12 protein-coding genes are annotated in these 15,305 nt (G+C 47.7%); 7 read left to right on the top strand and 5 right to left on the bottom strand.

The window, feature by feature from the left end:
* The first annotated feature begins 14 nt into the window (after positions 1 to 14).
* The 3 genes from thiK (at position 15) to FC652_RS11070 (ending at position 3,348) form a co-directional block, all read left to right on the top strand.
* Positions 15 to 890, top strand: a complete 876-nt coding sequence (gene thiK / locus FC652_RS11080; RefSeq protein WP_011079959.1) for a thiamine kinase — start codon at positions 15 to 17, stop codon at positions 888 to 890.
* Positions 891 to 1,070: 180 nt separating this feature from the next.
* Positions 1,071 to 1,613 carry an alpha/beta hydrolase YcfP gene (ycfP, locus tag FC652_RS11075; RefSeq protein ID WP_038939822.1) on the top strand — a complete coding sequence of 181 codons (543 nt, stop codon included), beginning with the start codon at positions 1,071 to 1,073 and terminating at the stop codon, positions 1,611 to 1,613.
* 445 nt (positions 1,614 to 2,058) lie between these two features.
* A complete protein-coding gene (locus tag FC652_RS11070) occupies positions 2,059 to 3,348 on the top strand; it encodes an NAD(P)/FAD-dependent oxidoreductase (RefSeq protein WP_176298604.1) in 1,290 nt (429 codons plus the stop codon).
* 84 nt (positions 3,349 to 3,432) lie between these two features.
* Here the strand turns inward: FC652_RS11070 and FC652_RS11065 are convergent, their stop codons facing one another.
* The 4 genes from FC652_RS11065 to FC652_RS11050 form a co-directional block, all read right to left on the bottom strand.
* Entirely contained in the window at positions 3,433 to 3,981 is a 549-nt protein-coding gene (locus FC652_RS11065) for a GNAT family N-acetyltransferase (RefSeq protein ID WP_011150842.1), read from the bottom strand.
* Between the two features lie 114 nt (positions 3,982 to 4,095).
* Positions 4,096 to 4,863, bottom strand: coding sequence for a peptidoglycan binding protein CsiV (locus FC652_RS11060; protein WP_176298603.1), 768 nt, complete (start codon positions 4,861 to 4,863; stop codon positions 4,096 to 4,098).
* A 7-nt stretch (positions 4,864 to 4,870) separates the two neighbouring features.
* Positions 4,871 to 8,332: a transcription-repair coupling factor gene (gene mfd / locus FC652_RS11055; RefSeq protein ID WP_130194928.1), complete on the bottom strand. Its 3,462-nt coding sequence runs from the start codon at positions 8,330 to 8,332 to the stop codon at positions 4,871 to 4,873.
* Positions 8,333 to 8,341: 9 nt separating this feature from the next.
* Complete coding sequence (locus tag FC652_RS11050; protein ID WP_176298602.1) at positions 8,342 to 8,911, bottom strand: PilZ domain-containing protein; 570 nt, start codon at positions 8,909 to 8,911, stop codon at positions 8,342 to 8,344.
* Positions 8,912 to 9,174: 263 nt separating this feature from the next.
* On the opposite strand from FC652_RS11050, the gene lolC reads away from it, so the two are divergent.
* From lolC to lolE, 3 genes are read left to right on the top strand one after another with little or no spacing between them, the layout of a single operon-like run.
* Positions 9,175 to 10,380, top strand: a complete 1,206-nt coding sequence (gene lolC, locus FC652_RS11045) for a lipoprotein-releasing ABC transporter permease subunit LolC (protein ID WP_045596677.1) — start codon at positions 9,175 to 9,177, stop codon at positions 10,378 to 10,380.
* The gene (gene lolD / locus FC652_RS11040) at positions 10,373 to 11,056 is read left to right on the top strand and encodes a lipoprotein-releasing ABC transporter ATP-binding protein LolD (RefSeq protein ID WP_011079967.1); all 684 of its coding nucleotides are present in this window, start codon (positions 10,373 to 10,375) and stop codon (positions 11,054 to 11,056) included. The genes lolC and lolD overlap by 8 nt, the downstream gene beginning before the upstream one ends.
* Before the next feature lie 11 nt (positions 11,057 to 11,067).
* The gene (gene lolE / locus FC652_RS11035) at positions 11,068 to 12,312 is read left to right on the top strand and encodes a lipoprotein-releasing ABC transporter permease subunit LolE (RefSeq protein ID WP_039469650.1); all 1,245 of its coding nucleotides are present in this window, start codon (positions 11,068 to 11,070) and stop codon (positions 12,310 to 12,312) included.
* A 195-nt stretch (positions 12,313 to 12,507) separates the two neighbouring features.
* On the opposite strand, the gene FC652_RS11030 is transcribed toward lolE, so the two are convergent.
* Positions 12,508 to 13,017, bottom strand: a complete 510-nt coding sequence (locus FC652_RS11030; RefSeq protein ID WP_011079969.1) for a DUF2062 domain-containing protein — start codon at positions 13,015 to 13,017, stop codon at positions 12,508 to 12,510.
* A gap of 8 nt (positions 13,018 to 13,025) precedes the next feature.
* Here FC652_RS11030 and FC652_RS11025 point away from each other — a divergent pair, with 8 nt between their 5' ends.
* Positions 13,026 to 15,278 (top strand): DNA internalization-related competence protein ComEC/Rec2, encoded by a 2,253-nt coding sequence (locus FC652_RS11025; protein ID WP_176298601.1) that lies wholly within the window; start codon positions 13,026 to 13,028, stop codon positions 15,276 to 15,278.
* The last annotated feature ends 27 nt before the right edge of the window (positions 15,279 to 15,305 follow it).

The following is a 15,305-nucleotide window of genomic DNA, read 5'->3' as shown; positions in this document are numbered from 1 at the left end:
ATGTGAGGTCACCTATGGCATGGTTTTCTTGGCAACAGGCAAAACAACTGGATCCGAGTTTAAACGCGGTAGGTGACTTTTTTGTACCCGCACCCATGCAGGTACAAACGGTGACTGGCGGTTTAACCAACCGATGTTGGAAAATCAACGATCACGCAGGCAAATCTTACGTTTGGAGGCCGGCAAGCAAAGTTTGTCAGGCCTTTTCTATCTCTCGCTACAGTGAATACCAAATTCTCAATGCCATTGCCGATTTAAAGCTCGGCCCTAAACCTGTGCTGGTCAATGAGCATGGCGTCTTAGTGGAATGGCTAGAAGGTGAGACGATGCGTGATGGTGTTGCGCCCGACACCTTACTTAAAACCGCGATCAAAATTCATCAGTTTGATGCCCACACCCTACCTTTAGCACCGTTTAGTTATACCGCTCGAGTGGATCACTATTGGATGCAATTGGAAGGGAAGTATCTGGGCAGCGAATATGAAAACCTTTACCAACAGTGGCGCAGTGCGCCATCGGTCACTCCACTTCCCGTTGCCCTTTGTCATTTCGATTTAGGTGGATACAACATGGTGAAAGGGCCGGACGGTGTAAAAGTGATCGATTGGGAATATGCGGCATTGGCGGATCCTCGCTTGGATTTAACCCTGACGATTCAGCTATCCGGTGAAGATTGGTTTGAAATGGTCTGCCGTTACTGCCAACTTCGCGAGATTGACGAGGTTGAGGTGTGGATTGAGGGGGTTAAAGCATGGCAACCAAGAACGACTATGATGGCCATGTTGTGGTATCTACTTGCACACAAAATCTGGGGTGATGATGAATATTTGCTCACTGCCAAACAAATGCTTCACTCATTATGCCATGAGGATCACTGTTTGCACGGTTGAGACAAGTTCGCACTTTAAACCCTTGTAATTCGTGGTAGATTGAAAGCATTAATCAAGTCACTCCAAGATGCACTGTTTGCGCTGCGTGTTATCGCCCGTTGCCCACACTGTGTTGCTGTTTGCGAAGGTATCTTGAAGTCACTTGGGATAAGTACCAAGAATAGTTAGGGAGAGGTACACATGATTATCTACCTTCACGGTTTCGACTCAACAAGCCCAGGTAACCACGAAAAAGTATTGCAACTGCAGTTTATCGATCCAGACGTGCGTTTCATTAACTACAGCACGCTTCATCCGAAACACGATATGCAGCACTTGTTAAAAGAAGTTCATAAAGCGATTGAACAATCAAACGATCCTGAACCGATTATTTGTGGCGTTGGTCTCGGCGGTTTTTGGTCAGAGCGCATCGGTTTTCTTTGCGGTATCAAGCAAGTCATTTTTAACCCTAATCTTCATCCAGAAAACAACATGGCAGGCCGCATTGACCGTCCGGAAGAGTATGAAGATATTGCAACCAAATGTGTCGAACAGTTTCGTATGAAGAACAAAGGGCGCTGTTTAGTGATTTTGTCACGTGATGATGAAATCCACGACAACAGTAAAACAGCACAAGCACTTGAGAATTACTACGAAGTGGTTTGGGATGACAAAGAAACCCATAAATTCAAAAAGATATCTCAGCACTTGCAGAAGATGAAAGCATTTAAAGAAAACAACTGAGCGCTTTTATCGCCTCATTTGAACCTCTAAATCCGACACACAAGCACCTAGCGATAGGTGCTTTTTCTTTATCTGTTATAGGGGCTACAAAAGCGCCATGCGATGTCGATGCTTTATTTTGAGGTGAGAGCAGTAGAAAACATCACCATTCCGTATGGGCAGTAAGGATTTTTGTTGCGGTTGTGATTTCGCGCTATATAATGAACCACTATAAAATAATTTGATAAATATCAAAAAAAATTGAGAGCGAGTAAAAAAACTTGCCCAATTCGTATTGTCGAGGCGATCTCCAATACGCTTTTATCCAAACGTTTAAATGCCCTTTGATAACCCTGAACTTTACGTTCACAAGCGCAAGATTTCTCTGTAGGACGCGTTGCTGGTGATAACACCGAATGACCCGTCGTGCAGGACCCTTTTTATTATTTTGTAGAGGATTATCACTGTGACACGAATTATCGTTGTAGGTGGCGGTGCAGGTGGCCTAGAGTTGGCAACCAAATTAGGTCGCACGTTAGGTCGTAAAAAACGCGCTCAAATCACCTTAGTGGATCGCAAGGCGAGCCATTTATGGAAGCCATTGCTGCATGAAGTGGCGACAGGCTCTCTGGATGAGGGGGTTGATGCACTAAGCTACCGTGCTCATGCCAAAAACCACTGTTTCGATTTCCAAATGGGCAGCCTAGAGAACATTGACCGTGAACGTAAGGTTGTGATTCTAAGTGAATTAAAAGACGAGCACGGTGAGCTATTGATGCCAAGCCGTGAGCTCGAATACGATCTCTTGGTTCTCGCGATTGGCTCAACATCAAATGACTTCAACACCCCAGGTGTACGTGAGCACTGTATCTTCCTTGATAGTCCAGAGCAGGCGCACCGTTTCCGTCATGAAATGAACAACGAATTCCTAAAGCTGCACGCCAAAAATGGCCATGGCACCGTCGACATCGCGATTGTTGGTGCTGGCGCGACGGGCGTTGAGCTTTCTGCAGAATTGCACAATGCCATTAAAGAACTGCGCACTTACGGTTTTGGCGATCTCGATTCCAGCAAACTGAACGTCAACCTTGTTGAAGCGGGCGAACGAATTCTTCCTGCATTGCCACCGCGCATTTCCTCCGCCGCTCACAGTGAATTGGTGAAGCTAGGGGTGAATGTTCGTACCGCAACTATGGTGACAAAAGCCGAAGCGGATGGCTTGACCACCAAAGATGGCGAGAAGATCCCTGCGCAAATCATGGTTTGGGCGGCGGGTATTAAAGCGCCTGATTTCATGAAAGACATTGCGGGCTTGGAAACCAACCGCATTAACCAGCTCGTGGTGAAAAATACGCTGCAAACCACGCGCGATGACGATATTTTCGTGATCGGTGATTTGGCTCAGTGTACTCAAGCGGATGGCAAGTTTGTGCCGCCACGTGCGCAAGCTGCACACCAAATGGCGAGTCATGCGTTTAGCAACATCATCGCCAAACTCAATGGCCGTGAGCTGAAAGATTACGTGTATAAAGATCATGGTTCATTGGTTTCACTCAGCCGCTTCTCTACCGTGGGGAGCTTGATGGGCAACCTGACCAAAGGCTCAATGATGGTAGAAGGCCGTATCGCGCGCGTTGTGTATATTTCGCTGTACCGCATGCATCAAATGGCGCTACACGGTATTTTCAAAACGGGTTTGATGATGTTGGTTGGCCGAATCAACCGCGTATTACGTCCAAACTTGAAACTTCACTAATTGAAATACGAAGTGACGAACTGACCCAAAAGGAGCCAACGAGCTCCTTTTTAATGGCTGATATTTCTCCCATTCGTGTCGGTATTAATGCATATCTTGGGGAATCAATGAATAGACCACACCATCTTGTGGTTTGTCGTGGAAAACAAAGCGATTACGGGCGATGGTCTCTTGTTTGGCATGGCAAGATTCAATCAGTTTCTGGCTAGCTTGGTTATCAATTGCGCACACAATTTCCAATCGGGTTAGTTTGAGTTTGGCAAAGCAAAACTCCGCCAGCGCCCACATGGCTTCTTTGGCTAGCCCTTGGCGCTGATGATCGTCGGCGATCCAATAACCGAGACTGGCCATGTTGAAGGTGTGGTAAAGCTCATTGATGGCCACCATGCCAACCAGCTCGTCACTGTCTTTGAGAAATATGCCAAACCCATACGCGTCAGCTTTCACCCAGTTCAATCGGGTCATGAGAAGAAAGCTTTGCGCTTCTTTTTCGCTGTAATTCGGGTGACACCAATCGATCCATTGATGGAGAGAGGTTGAACGACGAATTAACTTCGCCAACTCACTCGCACGCTCGGCTTCGATTAAACGTAAGATCACTCGTTGGGTTACGATATGGAAATCGGGACTCATGGCAGTTCCGTTATAGGCATTTGAGTAAAGTATAAATGATGACTTTGTGAATTGGTTGAGAAAAACAAAGCCCCCGACACAGTCGAGGGCTTATGAGCAAAGGGCGAGTAGAGGTTATTCTACGCGACGCACTTGAATCACTATTCCAAGCAGTGGGTGGTCGAGGTAGTGAGTTTCACCACTACGCATACGACGTTTTTGATCCATTCGATAGCTCTTTAAGAACTGCTCGACCGTCACCGTTGGAGTGACTTCAGTTAAGTTACCCAACTGAACATTACCATCAACTTGGCCAAGTTGTTCCGAGTGTTGATCGAGCTGTGTCGCTTCAAGCGTAATCTCCCGCACGCTTGGTGCTTTGAGATCCAGCGTCGTTTCCGCAAACAGGTAGTGTTGAACGTAAACTTGCAGTGTGCCATCTAGCTCGTAAAGTGGATTGTCGATACTTACTTCAGTCACGCCGTCCACTGGTGTTTCTGTCGCAGTGAGTTTTTCAGAACCATCTGGGTTGTATTCTTTTGAATAGTCCTTACCACCACGAATATGGAAAATGGGAGCAGCGCCTTTACCTTGGTCACCTTGTCGCCATGCCTTGTGCAGCAACACTTGGAATCCCGCGTGTTTCTCTAGTGCTTCTTTCTGCGTTAGAAGCTCATAGCTAGAGTAAGGAAGCATCGAAACCCCTTTACTTTGGCGGAACTGGGCATCCTGAAAATCGCCGGCGTAAGTCATGGTGATCTCTGGTAATTGATTCGGCCAGGACTCATTAGTTTGCTCTGCATCTACGGCGCGTTTAAAGATGATCACTTCAACATCAAATTGTCTCTGTGCCCAAGAAGGCATTGAAACACAGAGTAGTAACAGAGGAATGAGAAATCTCATGGAATAACTAGCTCACTGGTAATAAATTCTGGTTAAACTCATTCAGCAAATCTTGGATAAACTGAATACGTTGGCGTCTGTCCGTCAATGGTACGCTAAACTTAAACTTAGTTGGACCTTCCATTGCAAATTTTTTCGGCTGAGATTGCAGTAGTCTAACCAAATACGCTGGGTTTATGTCAGCGTGTGGATAAAACTCGATAAATCCACCTTTGTCGTGAGCCTCGATCTTCTTCGCCTTGATTCGGTGGGCACTCAGTTTGAGCTCCGCGACAGCAAGAAGATTTTTCGCCGCCTCCGGTAGTAAGCCGAATCGGTCGATGAGCTCGACTTTGACTTCGTTTAGCTCTTCTAAATCGGCCACACTGGCGACGCGTTTATACATCGACAAACGTGTGTTGACGTCTGGAATATAATCGTCTGGCAGCAAGGCTGGGATACGAATTTCCACCTCAGTTTGCTCGCGAAGTAGATCATCCAGCGCAGGTTCTTTGCCTTCTTTCAATGCTTGCACGGCTTGCTCAAGCATTTCCATATACAGCGTAAAACCAATCGATTGAATTTGACCACTTTGCTCATCACCGAGCAGTTCACCCGCACCGCGAATTTCTAAATCGTGCGTGGCGAGGGTGAAACCGGCACCCAGATCTTCCAAAGAAGCGATGGCATCCAAGCGTTTAATGGCATCTTTGGTCATGGATTTCGGGTGTGGCGTGAGCAAGTATGCATACGCTTGGTGGTGCGAGCGACCCACACGCCCACGGAGTTGGTGTAACTGAGCAAGCCCGAGATTGTCTGCGCGATCCATGATGATGGTGTTGGCGGTTGGCACATCAATACCCGTCTCGATGATGGTGGTACACACCAATAAGTTAAAGCGCTGATGGTAGAAATCGTTCATCACACGCTCCAACTCGCGTTCTCTCATTTGACCGTGAGCGATGGTGACGCGTGCCTCTGGCACCAATTTAGTCAGGTCCTCTGCAACTTTCTCAATGGTTTCGACTTGGTTGTGTAAGAAGTACACTTGTCCACCACGCATGATTTCACGCAGAATCGCTTCGCGGACCACGGCATCGTCACTTTCGCGGACAAATGTTTTGATGGCTAAACGGCGAGCAGGTGGGGTGGCAATAATCGACAAATCGCGCATGCCACTCATCGCCATGTTGAGCGTTCGCGGAATTGGGGTGGCCGTGAGGGTGAGAATGTCGACATCGGCTCTCATTGCCTTCACTTTCTCTTTTTGGCGCACACCAAAGCGATGTTCTTCATCGACGATCAACAATCCAAGATCACTGAACTTTAGGTCGGAAGAAAGCAGTTTGTGCGTGCCCACTAAGATATCGACCTTGCCGTTGGCCACATCTTCCATGATCTGCTTTTGTTCTTTTGCCGACTTAAAACGCGACAGTACTTCGACACGAATCGGCAGGTTGGCAAAACGGTCGCGGAAGTTTTCGAAATGCTGCTGAGCAAGCAGGGTGGTCGGGACCAAAACTGCTACTTGTTTGTCGTTATCGGTGGCAACAAACGCAGCGCGCATCGCCACTTCGGTTTTACCAAAACCTACATCACCACACACTAAGCGGTCCATAGCTTTGGCTTGACACATGTCAGACAGCACCGCGTTGATGGCCATCGATTGGTCATCGGTCTCTTCAAATGGGAAACCCGATTTGAAGGTCGCGTATTGGCCACGATCCAAAACAAATTTGTAACCCGGTTTGAGTTCACGTTTGGCATAAACGTCCAAAAGCTCAGCGGCAACATCTCGCACTTTTTCAGCGGCTTTGCGACGCGCTCTGGTCCAAGCATCGCTGCCCAGTTTGTGAATCGGCGCGCTCTCTTCTGCACCACCAGAGTATCGGCTGATCAAGTTCAATGCCGCCACAGGTACGTAAAGTTTGGCCTCGTTTTGGTACTCAAGCATCACGTATTCAGCTTTGATGCCGCCCGCCTCAAGCGTTTCCAAACCAATGTAACGGCCAATACCGTGGTCGATGTGTACCACAGGTTGCCCAGGTTTCAGCTCCGCCAGATGACGAATCACGGTATCGCTGTTGACGTTGCGCTTATCTTTTTTGCGACGTTGGATAACACGATCACCAAGTAAATCGCTTTCACAAATAAAGGCGAAGTTCAGCGTGTTGTGAATAAAACCGTGCTCACTGGCGCCAATGACCAAAGTGAATTTATGGTTATGTGCAAGGGCTTCACTGAGTGAGGCACAAGCGTGTGGCTTGAGCTTAACGCCCTGTAGCAACTCACTGAGCGCTTCGCGACGGCCTTCCGATTCAACGGAAAAGATGATTTTGCCTGAGAAACTTTCGCTAAACTGACGTAACTGCGCCAAAGGCTCTTTATTTTGCTGTTGCACCGCGAGAGTCGGCAGTGGGCTCAATGGCTGGTTAGAACGCCCGGCTTTTTCGTCGATGGCGTCAACGCACAGCCAGGTTTGGCCAAAATTTTTCAGATGCGCATACAGTTCATCTTTTTTAAGCCAAAGTTGCTCTGGTTTCAGCAGTGGGCGCAGCGGGTCGACTTTTTTCTGATCGTACCGGTAATCCACATCCTTTAGGAAATGATCGATGGTGGGTTCGATATCCCCCAACACCAGCAGTTGTGAATCACGATTGATGTAGTCAAACAGCGTTTCCGTTTGTTCAAAGAAAAGGGGTTGCCAGTATTCAATCCCCGCAGGCCAAACGCCTTTGCTCACCTGCATATAGACCGATTCTGGCTCGCGACGGGCATCAAATTGGCTGCGCCAGCGGATACGAAACTCTTCTATTGCCGCCTCGGTAGTTGGGAACTCGTGCGCAGGCAATAGGCGGATCTGTTGGATCTCTTCAATTGAACGTTGATTCTCAGGGTCGAACGTGCGAATGGTGTCGATTTCATCATCAAAGAAATCGATACGGTAGGGGTCACGACTGCCCATAGGAAAGAGATCAAGAATCGAACCGCGGCTAGCGTATTCCCCTGGGCCAAATACTTGATCAACATGACGGTAGCCAGAGTTATCAAGTTGTAGGCGCAGTTTTTCGAGCGAGTAGCGATCACCAACATTGACCATCAAAGTATGTTGCAGCAGAAAATCGCGTGGAGATTGACGTTGCAGTAGCGTGCTCACCGGCACAATGGTAATGCCATCGGTCTGAGAGGGAAGCTGATATAACGTGGCGATACGATCGGAAATGATCTCTTGATGAGGAGAGAAGTTATCGTATGGCAGCGTTTCCCAATCGGGGAAAATCGTCACGTGAGCGGTGTAAAACTGCTCGATCTCGCTTTGCAACTTCAGCGCAGTTTGAGGATCTGGAACAATGAGAACCGTGTGGTTGGCATGGGTATTTGCCAGTTCGGCCACAGAAAGGGCCAGTGAGGCGCCAGGCAACTGGCCCAAGTATTTTTTGTCTCCCGCCCCTTTGGGCGTGGAGACTTGTAAAATCGGTTGATAAGTCATAATCGAATGTTATTTGGTATCTCTTTCTAGCGAACGTTGACGCAATAGACGTTGTTGTTGGTGTAAGGCCGCTTTGATTAATAAGTCTTGGTCTGAATCGCGAAGCAATACGTACTTCATTGTTACTTCATGGTGTTGATCTTTAGCTTCGCAACTGGCGACTTGCGCGTAGCAATAAATAGCCGCAGCGGGGCTTTCTAAGAACAGTTTCACGCGTGTGGAGCGACCAATCGCCATAATGTCGGCGGACAAAAACGAAACCTGACTGGCACCAAAACGGGTGGTTTTGAAGCGAAGGTTTTCTTGGTCTTGCTGCGATAACATAAAGCTCAACAGCAAATTGAGTTTCGAATTTTGCGCATCCAGCAGGTTGATGACGTTTTTGAGATCGCTATTTTTCAGTTCAAGTCGCGCGCTTTCAGCGAGTTGGTCCAGTTGGCTGAATTCACTGGCAACGATAAATGGTGCTGGAATTTCCGCTTCAAATGCTTCAGGTGACGGTAAGTGATAGCCTTCAGGTAACAGCTCAACGTTGATCGTCAACGTTGAATTTACGGTAAAAAACTCTTGTTCTGTCATGCTGTTATTCCTTTGGCCGATGAGATTCTTGGTAAGAATCGATAAGCTACTGATTATCGCCAACTGGCGACGCTTGGCAAGCGATGTTATTTCGCACACCGTGATTTTCGCAAATTCGTTTTTTAAACCGAGTGCCCTATACGTTCTGTAACACGTAAATGGGCAAATTTGCTGTTAAATCTCAGACATATGAAATATTTTAGCTATATTCGTGCCAGTTTTCTGGTTACATTAGCCCGCTGAACTTATTGACGGTTTTTAGAATGTTTCATCCTGTCTCTATATTTATTGGATTGAGATACCTGCGCGGACGCTCCGGTGACAGGTTTAGCCGATTTGTCTCCTATATGTCGACCGCTGGCATCACGGTTGGCGTGATGTCATTGGTCACGGTGTTATCGGTGATGAACGGCTTTGAGGCGCAATTGAAAGAGCGCATTTTGGGTGTGTTACCGCAAGCGGTGGTGTCGATGGATGACGGAAAAACGCCACACACCACGCCGCCTGACTTTGTGCGTGCCTTGTCTCCTCGCTATCAACCCACTCCTTTGGTGCGTAGTGAAGCGGTGATTCAAAGCCCTTCACAACTTTCTGTGGGTTATTTGATCGGTATTGAGCCTTCGGCAGACGATCCGATTGAAAACCACCTCATTGCCGGCCGCTTAAGCCAATTGGAAGCAGGCAAGTATCAAGTATTTCTCGGCCACTCTTTAGCACGATCATTAAATGTTTCGATGGGCGACAAAGTCCGTTTGATGGTGACCAGTGCCAGTCAGTTTACGCCATTAGGCCGCATTCCAAGCCAACGAAATTTTACCGTTGCAGGGATGTTTAATACCGGTTCGGATATCGATGGCCAGTTGATGGTGACGCACATTGAAGACGCGGGGCGTTTATTGCGTCTTCCGTCAAAGACCATTTCTGGCTGGCGACTCTATTTTGATGATCCTTTCCAAGTGACCGAGGCGGCCAATACGCCACTGCCTGATGGTTGGCAATGGAGCGATTGGCGAGCGCAACGTGGAGAGCTTTTCCAAGCGGTAAAAATGGAAAAGAACATGATGGGCTTGATGCTTGGACTCATTGTCGCTGTGGCGGCCTTTAATATCATTTCAGCGTTGATCATGGTGGTGATGGAGAAACAATCTGAAGTCGCGATCTTAAAAACTCAGGGCATGAACAGCTTTGGTATCATGGCCATCTTTATGGTGCAAGGTGCCAGCAGCGGTATAATTGGTTCGCTCTTCGGTGGAGCCGCTGGCGTGCTCTTATCGCAAAATCTCAATACTATTCTCGAAACCGCAGGTGTTGCCTTGTTCACCTTTGGTGGTAGTTTGCCTGTGCTGATTCAACCATTTCAAATTGTCGCTGTGGTTGTGTTAGCCGTTTTATTGAGCCTGTTGGCGACGCTTTACCCTTCTTACCGTGCATCTTCTGTTAAACCTGCTGAGGCCCTCAGATATGAATAAGCTTTTACAATGTCACCAAGTTAGCAAAATCTATCGAGAAGGGGAGTTTGAAACGGAAGTCCTCAAAGGGGTTGATTTCGAGCTAGAGCAAGGCGAGTTGGTCGCGATTGTTGGTACATCGGGGTCAGGCAAAAGTACTCTGCTGCATATTTTAGGTGCGCTTGATGATGCCACTCATGGTGAGGTCGCGTTTCTTGATTATCAGTTGTCTGCGTTAAGCGGTAATAAACAAGCACAAGTGCGCAATCAGCATCTCGGTTTTATCTATCAGTTTCACCATCTATTGGCGGATTTTACTGCAGTGGAAAATGTGGCGATGCCGTTACTGATTGGTGGGAAAAGTCCGAAGCAAGCGAAGTTAGCCGCCGAGGCATTACTGGAAAAAGTGGGTTTGCAACATCGTATGCATCATCGTCCGTCAGAGTTGTCTGGGGGTGAGCGCCAACGTGTCGCAATTGCGCGGGCATTGGTCAATAAGCCTGCATTAGTGCTGGCGGATGAGCCTACGGGCAATTTGGACCACAAAACCGCGTTGCAGATTTACGATTTGATGCGCGAGCTCAATCGAGAATCCGGCACAGCGTTTTTAGTGGTGACACACGATAACGAGCTCGCGGCAAAAATGGATAGAATCCTTTATATGCAAGATGGTGTGCTTGCGTCGGACAATCGTTAGGAGACGGGTCGATGTTTTCATCTTTGGCACTGTTGATTGGCCGTCGCTTCAGCCAAGCCAAACAACGTAACAAAATGGTGTCGTTTATTTCTCTCTCCTCGACCATCGGTATTGCGGTGGGCGTGGCGGTGATCATTATTGGTCTTTCGGCAATGAATGGCTTTGAGCGCGAGTTGCAATCTCGCGTGCTGTCAGTCATTCCACACGCGGAGCTGGAAGGCGTCCGTGCACCGGTGGAAAATTGGCAATCGGTGATGACTCAAGCGGTGGCCAACCCCAAAGTGGTGGCTGCGGCTCCTTATGTCAAATTTACCGGTTTGGTTGAGCGGGGCAACAAGCTCAAAGCGGTGGAAGTGAGAGGTGTCGAGCCGGATTTTGAACAAGCGGTCTCGACCATGTCTCAATTTATTGACCAGCAAGCGTGGAGTCAGTTTTTACCGGGGCAAAATCAGGTCATTGTCGGGCGAGGCGTGGCAAACGAGTTGGGTGTGAACGTTGGCGATTATGTCACCTTATTGATTCCTCAAACCGGTGAAAGCACTAAAGTTCAAGCGCCTAAACGCGTTCGAGTCAAGGTGACGGGTATGCTGACACTCAATGGTCAAATTGATCACAATTTGGTGTTGCTACCGATGGCGGATGCACAGCAATACAATCATCTGGGTGAAGGTGTCACTGGCATTGCGTTGAAAACCAATGATGTGCTTAATGCACAAGCAATTGTGCGAGAAGTAGGACGACAGATTGACGTTTATGTCTACCTTCGTAGCTGGCAACAGCAGTTTGGTTTTTTGTATCGAGACATTCAACTCGTCAGAACCATCATGTACTTAGTCATGGTGCTAGTGATTGGGGTGGCGTGCTTTAACATTGTTTCCACCTTGATGATGGCGGTGAAAGATCGTGCGAGCGAAATTGCCATTTTACGCACCATGGGGGCTGGCGATGGTTTGATTAAGCGCATTTTTGTCTGGCAAGGGGTGTTTTCTGGCGTGCTTGGCAGTGTGTTAGGCAGTGTTGTCGGTGTCTTAGTGGCGCTGAATCTTACCACTCTCATTAAGGGCCTTGAGCGAGTCATTGGTCATCAGTTTTTATCCGGTGACATTTACTTTGTCGATTTTTTGCCTTCTCAACTGCGTTTAGATGATGTGTTATTGGTGTCTGGCACGGCCATTGTTCTGAGTATTGTTGCCACTTGGTACCCCGCAGCAAGAGCGGCAAAGCTTAAACCTGCCGCTGTACTGAGCAGCAAATAGCCGACAACAGAATGATAGATAAACAAAAGGACCAGAATGGTCCTTTTGTTTTAGGTGTCCGGTTAGCGATTGGCAACCTTGGTGTTTTTTGGTGGTCCACGAGATAAATCAAACTTTGATTACCCGACGTTGCAATGGAAGTGGCATTTCTATCGGAAAACCACACTGACTCTCTGCAATGGAGGGTGAAGATCGTTATCTTGTTTGACGCTTTTGCCAACTTCTCACAACGGAATAACGCCACAAGCCTCGTATGCCAAAGTAGCCGACGATGGCAGAGACAACACCACAAATGGCGCAACCCAATAAAAATGGAGGACCAATGGTGCTCATTTGGTCGAGAATGAAATCCCAAGAGAGCTCAAAGTGAAATGGCTGCGGAGGCACGTTCATCACAAAGGCGCCGAGCTTATACGCAAAGTAGAACAGCACGGGCATGGTGACTGGGTTACTTACCCACACGAGAGCGACAGACAGTGGCAAATTTACGCCAAGAAAAATGGCTAGCCCAGCCGACATGATCATCTGGCTCGGCAGAGGGACAAACGCCATAAACAAACCAACGGCAAACGCACCCGCAGCGGAGCGACGATTCAAACACCATAGATTAGGGTTGTATAAAACATTGCCGAACACTTTCAGCGCTTTTTGGCGTTTGATTACTTCATGGTCAGGCATAAAGCGTTTAATTAGCTTTCTAGGCATGGGACAACATGACTCTCTTAGGTAACAATTGGTTATTGGCTTCTTTTTCAGCAACCCTTATTTCGGCAAGCTACTGGCCGCTTATGCCTTCCTGGCCTTGGTTAATGCTAATTGTTGTTGCCATCTTTATCATTATTGTGCGTAAAACGTGTCGTTACTTGCTGGGGGTGACCATCGCACTTTTGATTGCCATTTCGGCTGGTAACCTTATGCAATGGCAAGTAAAGACCCTATTTCAGGCAGGGGAGAATATTACCATAAATGGCGCCGTTGACAGCCCTTTTAAGCAAATAAGTCACGGTTATGAAGGTGTTGTTAGCATCACAGCAATAAATAATAGTCATTTAGTGTGGACCCTGCGACCTAAAGTGCGTTTGATCTCACCCATTCCTCTTGGGCAGGGGGATCAAATCGTAGCGCATGTGACTCTAAAACGAGTCTATGGGTTACTCAATGAAGCAGGGTTTGATGCCGAACGTTTTGCTGTCAGCCAAGGTATCGTTGGACGGGCAACTATTGATGATTCTCGCTCTTGGCGTTTGGTTTCCGTGAAGGGAGGGCGACAAGCGCTGATCGAAAAAGCTCAGCAGCTACTGGTTCGTAGCGATCATACCGGTTATTTACTTGGCTTAAGCTTTGGTCTTCGCGACGACATTACCGACGAGCAATGGCAGCAACTCAAGCAAAGTGGTTTGATACATCTACTTTCTATCTCAGGGCTGCACATTGGTATGGCTTTTGGTATCGGTTACTGGCTCGGGCATTGGTTGCGTTTTGGACGGCTTACTCTTGTTTGGCTGCCCATGATGGTCGCGTTAGGTTTGAGTTGGAGCTACGCATGGTTGGCGGGTTTCACCATCCCTACTCAACGGGCTGTGACTTTTTGCACAGTGGCGATGACACTGCACTTCTTCTCACTGACGATCAGCCGTTGGACATTGTTGCTAGCGGTACTGGCAATATGCTTGTTACTCACTCCTTTTGCCGCATCATCTGCCAGTTTGTGGCTTTCCTTTCTTGCGGTGGTTTGCGTTTTTCTCACCATCACATCAATTACCACTGCCGATTCACTGTGGGGGAAAATTAAGCGTCTTCTGTTGCCCCAATGTTTGCTGATCATTTTACTGTCACCGATCACCGCCTATTTTTTTGGTGGCTTTAGTCTCACCGCTCTTGCTTATAACTTGGTTTTTATTCCTTGGTTCACCGTTGTGGTTGTACCTCTTATGTTTGCATCTCTCGCTTTTACGGCGTTGAATGTTGAAGAGTTAGCGGGAATGTTTTGGAAAGTCACTGACCTGGCCCTGCAGCCTTTAACGCTAAGTTTGCCTTATGCTGAGTTTGGATGGTGGCACGTCTCGGGACAAACCGTGGTGCTGCTAGGTTTACTTGCGCTTCTCCTCGTCTTTCGTCATGCCGTTCGCAGGTCGAGCATTTTAGTTTGTATTGGCTCTGTTTTGATCATCAGCGTGTTTCGCTATGGCGGCCAAAGTACTCGTATTGACGTATTGGATGTCGGACACGGTCTCTCAGTATTGATAGAAAAACAGGGTAAAGCGATCGTTTATGACACAGGTAAAGCATGGCAAGAAGGGAGTATTGCAGAGCAGGTCATTGAACCAATTTTAGTGAAAAGAGGAATCCATGCTCTCGATGGCATGATCATCAGTCATCAAGATAACGATCATGCGGGCGGGGCAGATTATCTTGAAGTCGCAATGCAACCCAAATGGATGATGAGCAGTGATATGGATAGTGAATCGCCATGTGTACGTGGTGTGTCATTTGATTGGCAAAGTTTATACTTTGAAGTGCTTTGGCCACCAAGGCAGGTGAAACGCGCGTATAACCCGCATTCATGTGTTGTTCGCATGTGGGATCGGAAAAATCAGTTTTCATTTTTGATGACAGGCGATATTGACGCTCTGGCTGAATGGATATTAGTAAGAGAGCCTCAAAAGCTCGCCAGTGACGTGGTGTTAGTGCCGCATCATGGTAGTCATACATCCTCAGTGCCCATTTTTGTCGCCAGTGTCAATGCTCAGCTTGCTATTGCATCGGTAGCAAAAGGAAATCAATGGAATATGCCGAAACCTGAGGTGGTTGATACCTACTTGGACAATGGGACTCAGTGGTTAGATACGGGCGAAGAGGGTCAAGTCACGCTGGTGATAGACAATGGTCGTTGGCACGTATCTTCGATGCGAAAAGACAGTTTCACTGCTTGGTATAGGCAGATGCTGCGTAACCAAGTAGAATAAAGACCAACTTAAAGAAAAGAATCATTA

Origin of the sequence: Vibrio sp. 05-20-BW147, assembly GCF_013369385.1 — a bacterium.
In the GTDB taxonomy this organism is placed as follows: domain Bacteria; phylum Pseudomonadota; class Gammaproteobacteria; order Enterobacterales; family Vibrionaceae; genus Vibrio; species Vibrio floridensis.
Note: the sequence above shows the minus strand (reverse complement) of the source record. Positions and strands in the feature narration are given on the sequence as shown.

What these genes read in the sequence shown, in the direction of transcription:
- ycfP (WP_038939822.1), top strand. Translation starts at nt 1,071, where the DNA reads ATGATTATCTACCTTCACGGTTTCGACTCAACAAGCCCAGGTAACCAC.
- lolD (WP_011079967.1), top strand. Translation starts at nt 10,373, where the DNA reads ATGAATAAGCTTTTACAATGTCACCAAGTTAGCAAAATCTATCGAGAA.
- FC652_RS11050 (WP_176298602.1), bottom strand. Translation starts at nt 8,911, where the DNA reads ATGACAGAACAAGAGTTTTTTACCGTAAATTCAACGTTGACGATCAAC.
- lolE (WP_039469650.1), top strand. Translation starts at nt 11,068, where the DNA reads ATGTTTTCATCTTTGGCACTGTTGATTGGCCGTCGCTTCAGCCAAGCC.
- mfd (WP_130194928.1), bottom strand. Translation starts at nt 8,332, where the DNA reads ATGACTTATCAACCGATTTTACAAGTCTCCACGCCCAAAGGGGCGGGA.
- lolC (WP_045596677.1), top strand. Translation starts at nt 9,175, where the DNA reads ATGTTTCATCCTGTCTCTATATTTATTGGATTGAGATACCTGCGCGGA.
- FC652_RS11060 (WP_176298603.1), bottom strand. Translation starts at nt 4,863, where the DNA reads ATGAGATTTCTCATTCCTCTGTTACTACTCTGTGTTTCAATGCCTTCT.
- FC652_RS11030 (WP_011079969.1), bottom strand. Translation starts at nt 13,017, where the DNA reads ATGCCTAGAAAGCTAATTAAACGCTTTATGCCTGACCATGAAGTAATC.
- FC652_RS11025 (WP_176298601.1), top strand. Translation starts at nt 13,026, where the DNA reads ATGACTCTCTTAGGTAACAATTGGTTATTGGCTTCTTTTTCAGCAACC.
- thiK (WP_011079959.1), top strand. Translation starts at nt 15, where the DNA reads ATGGCATGGTTTTCTTGGCAACAGGCAAAACAACTGGATCCGAGTTTA.
- FC652_RS11065 (WP_011150842.1), bottom strand. Translation starts at nt 3,981, where the DNA reads ATGAGTCCCGATTTCCATATCGTAACCCAACGAGTGATCTTACGTTTA.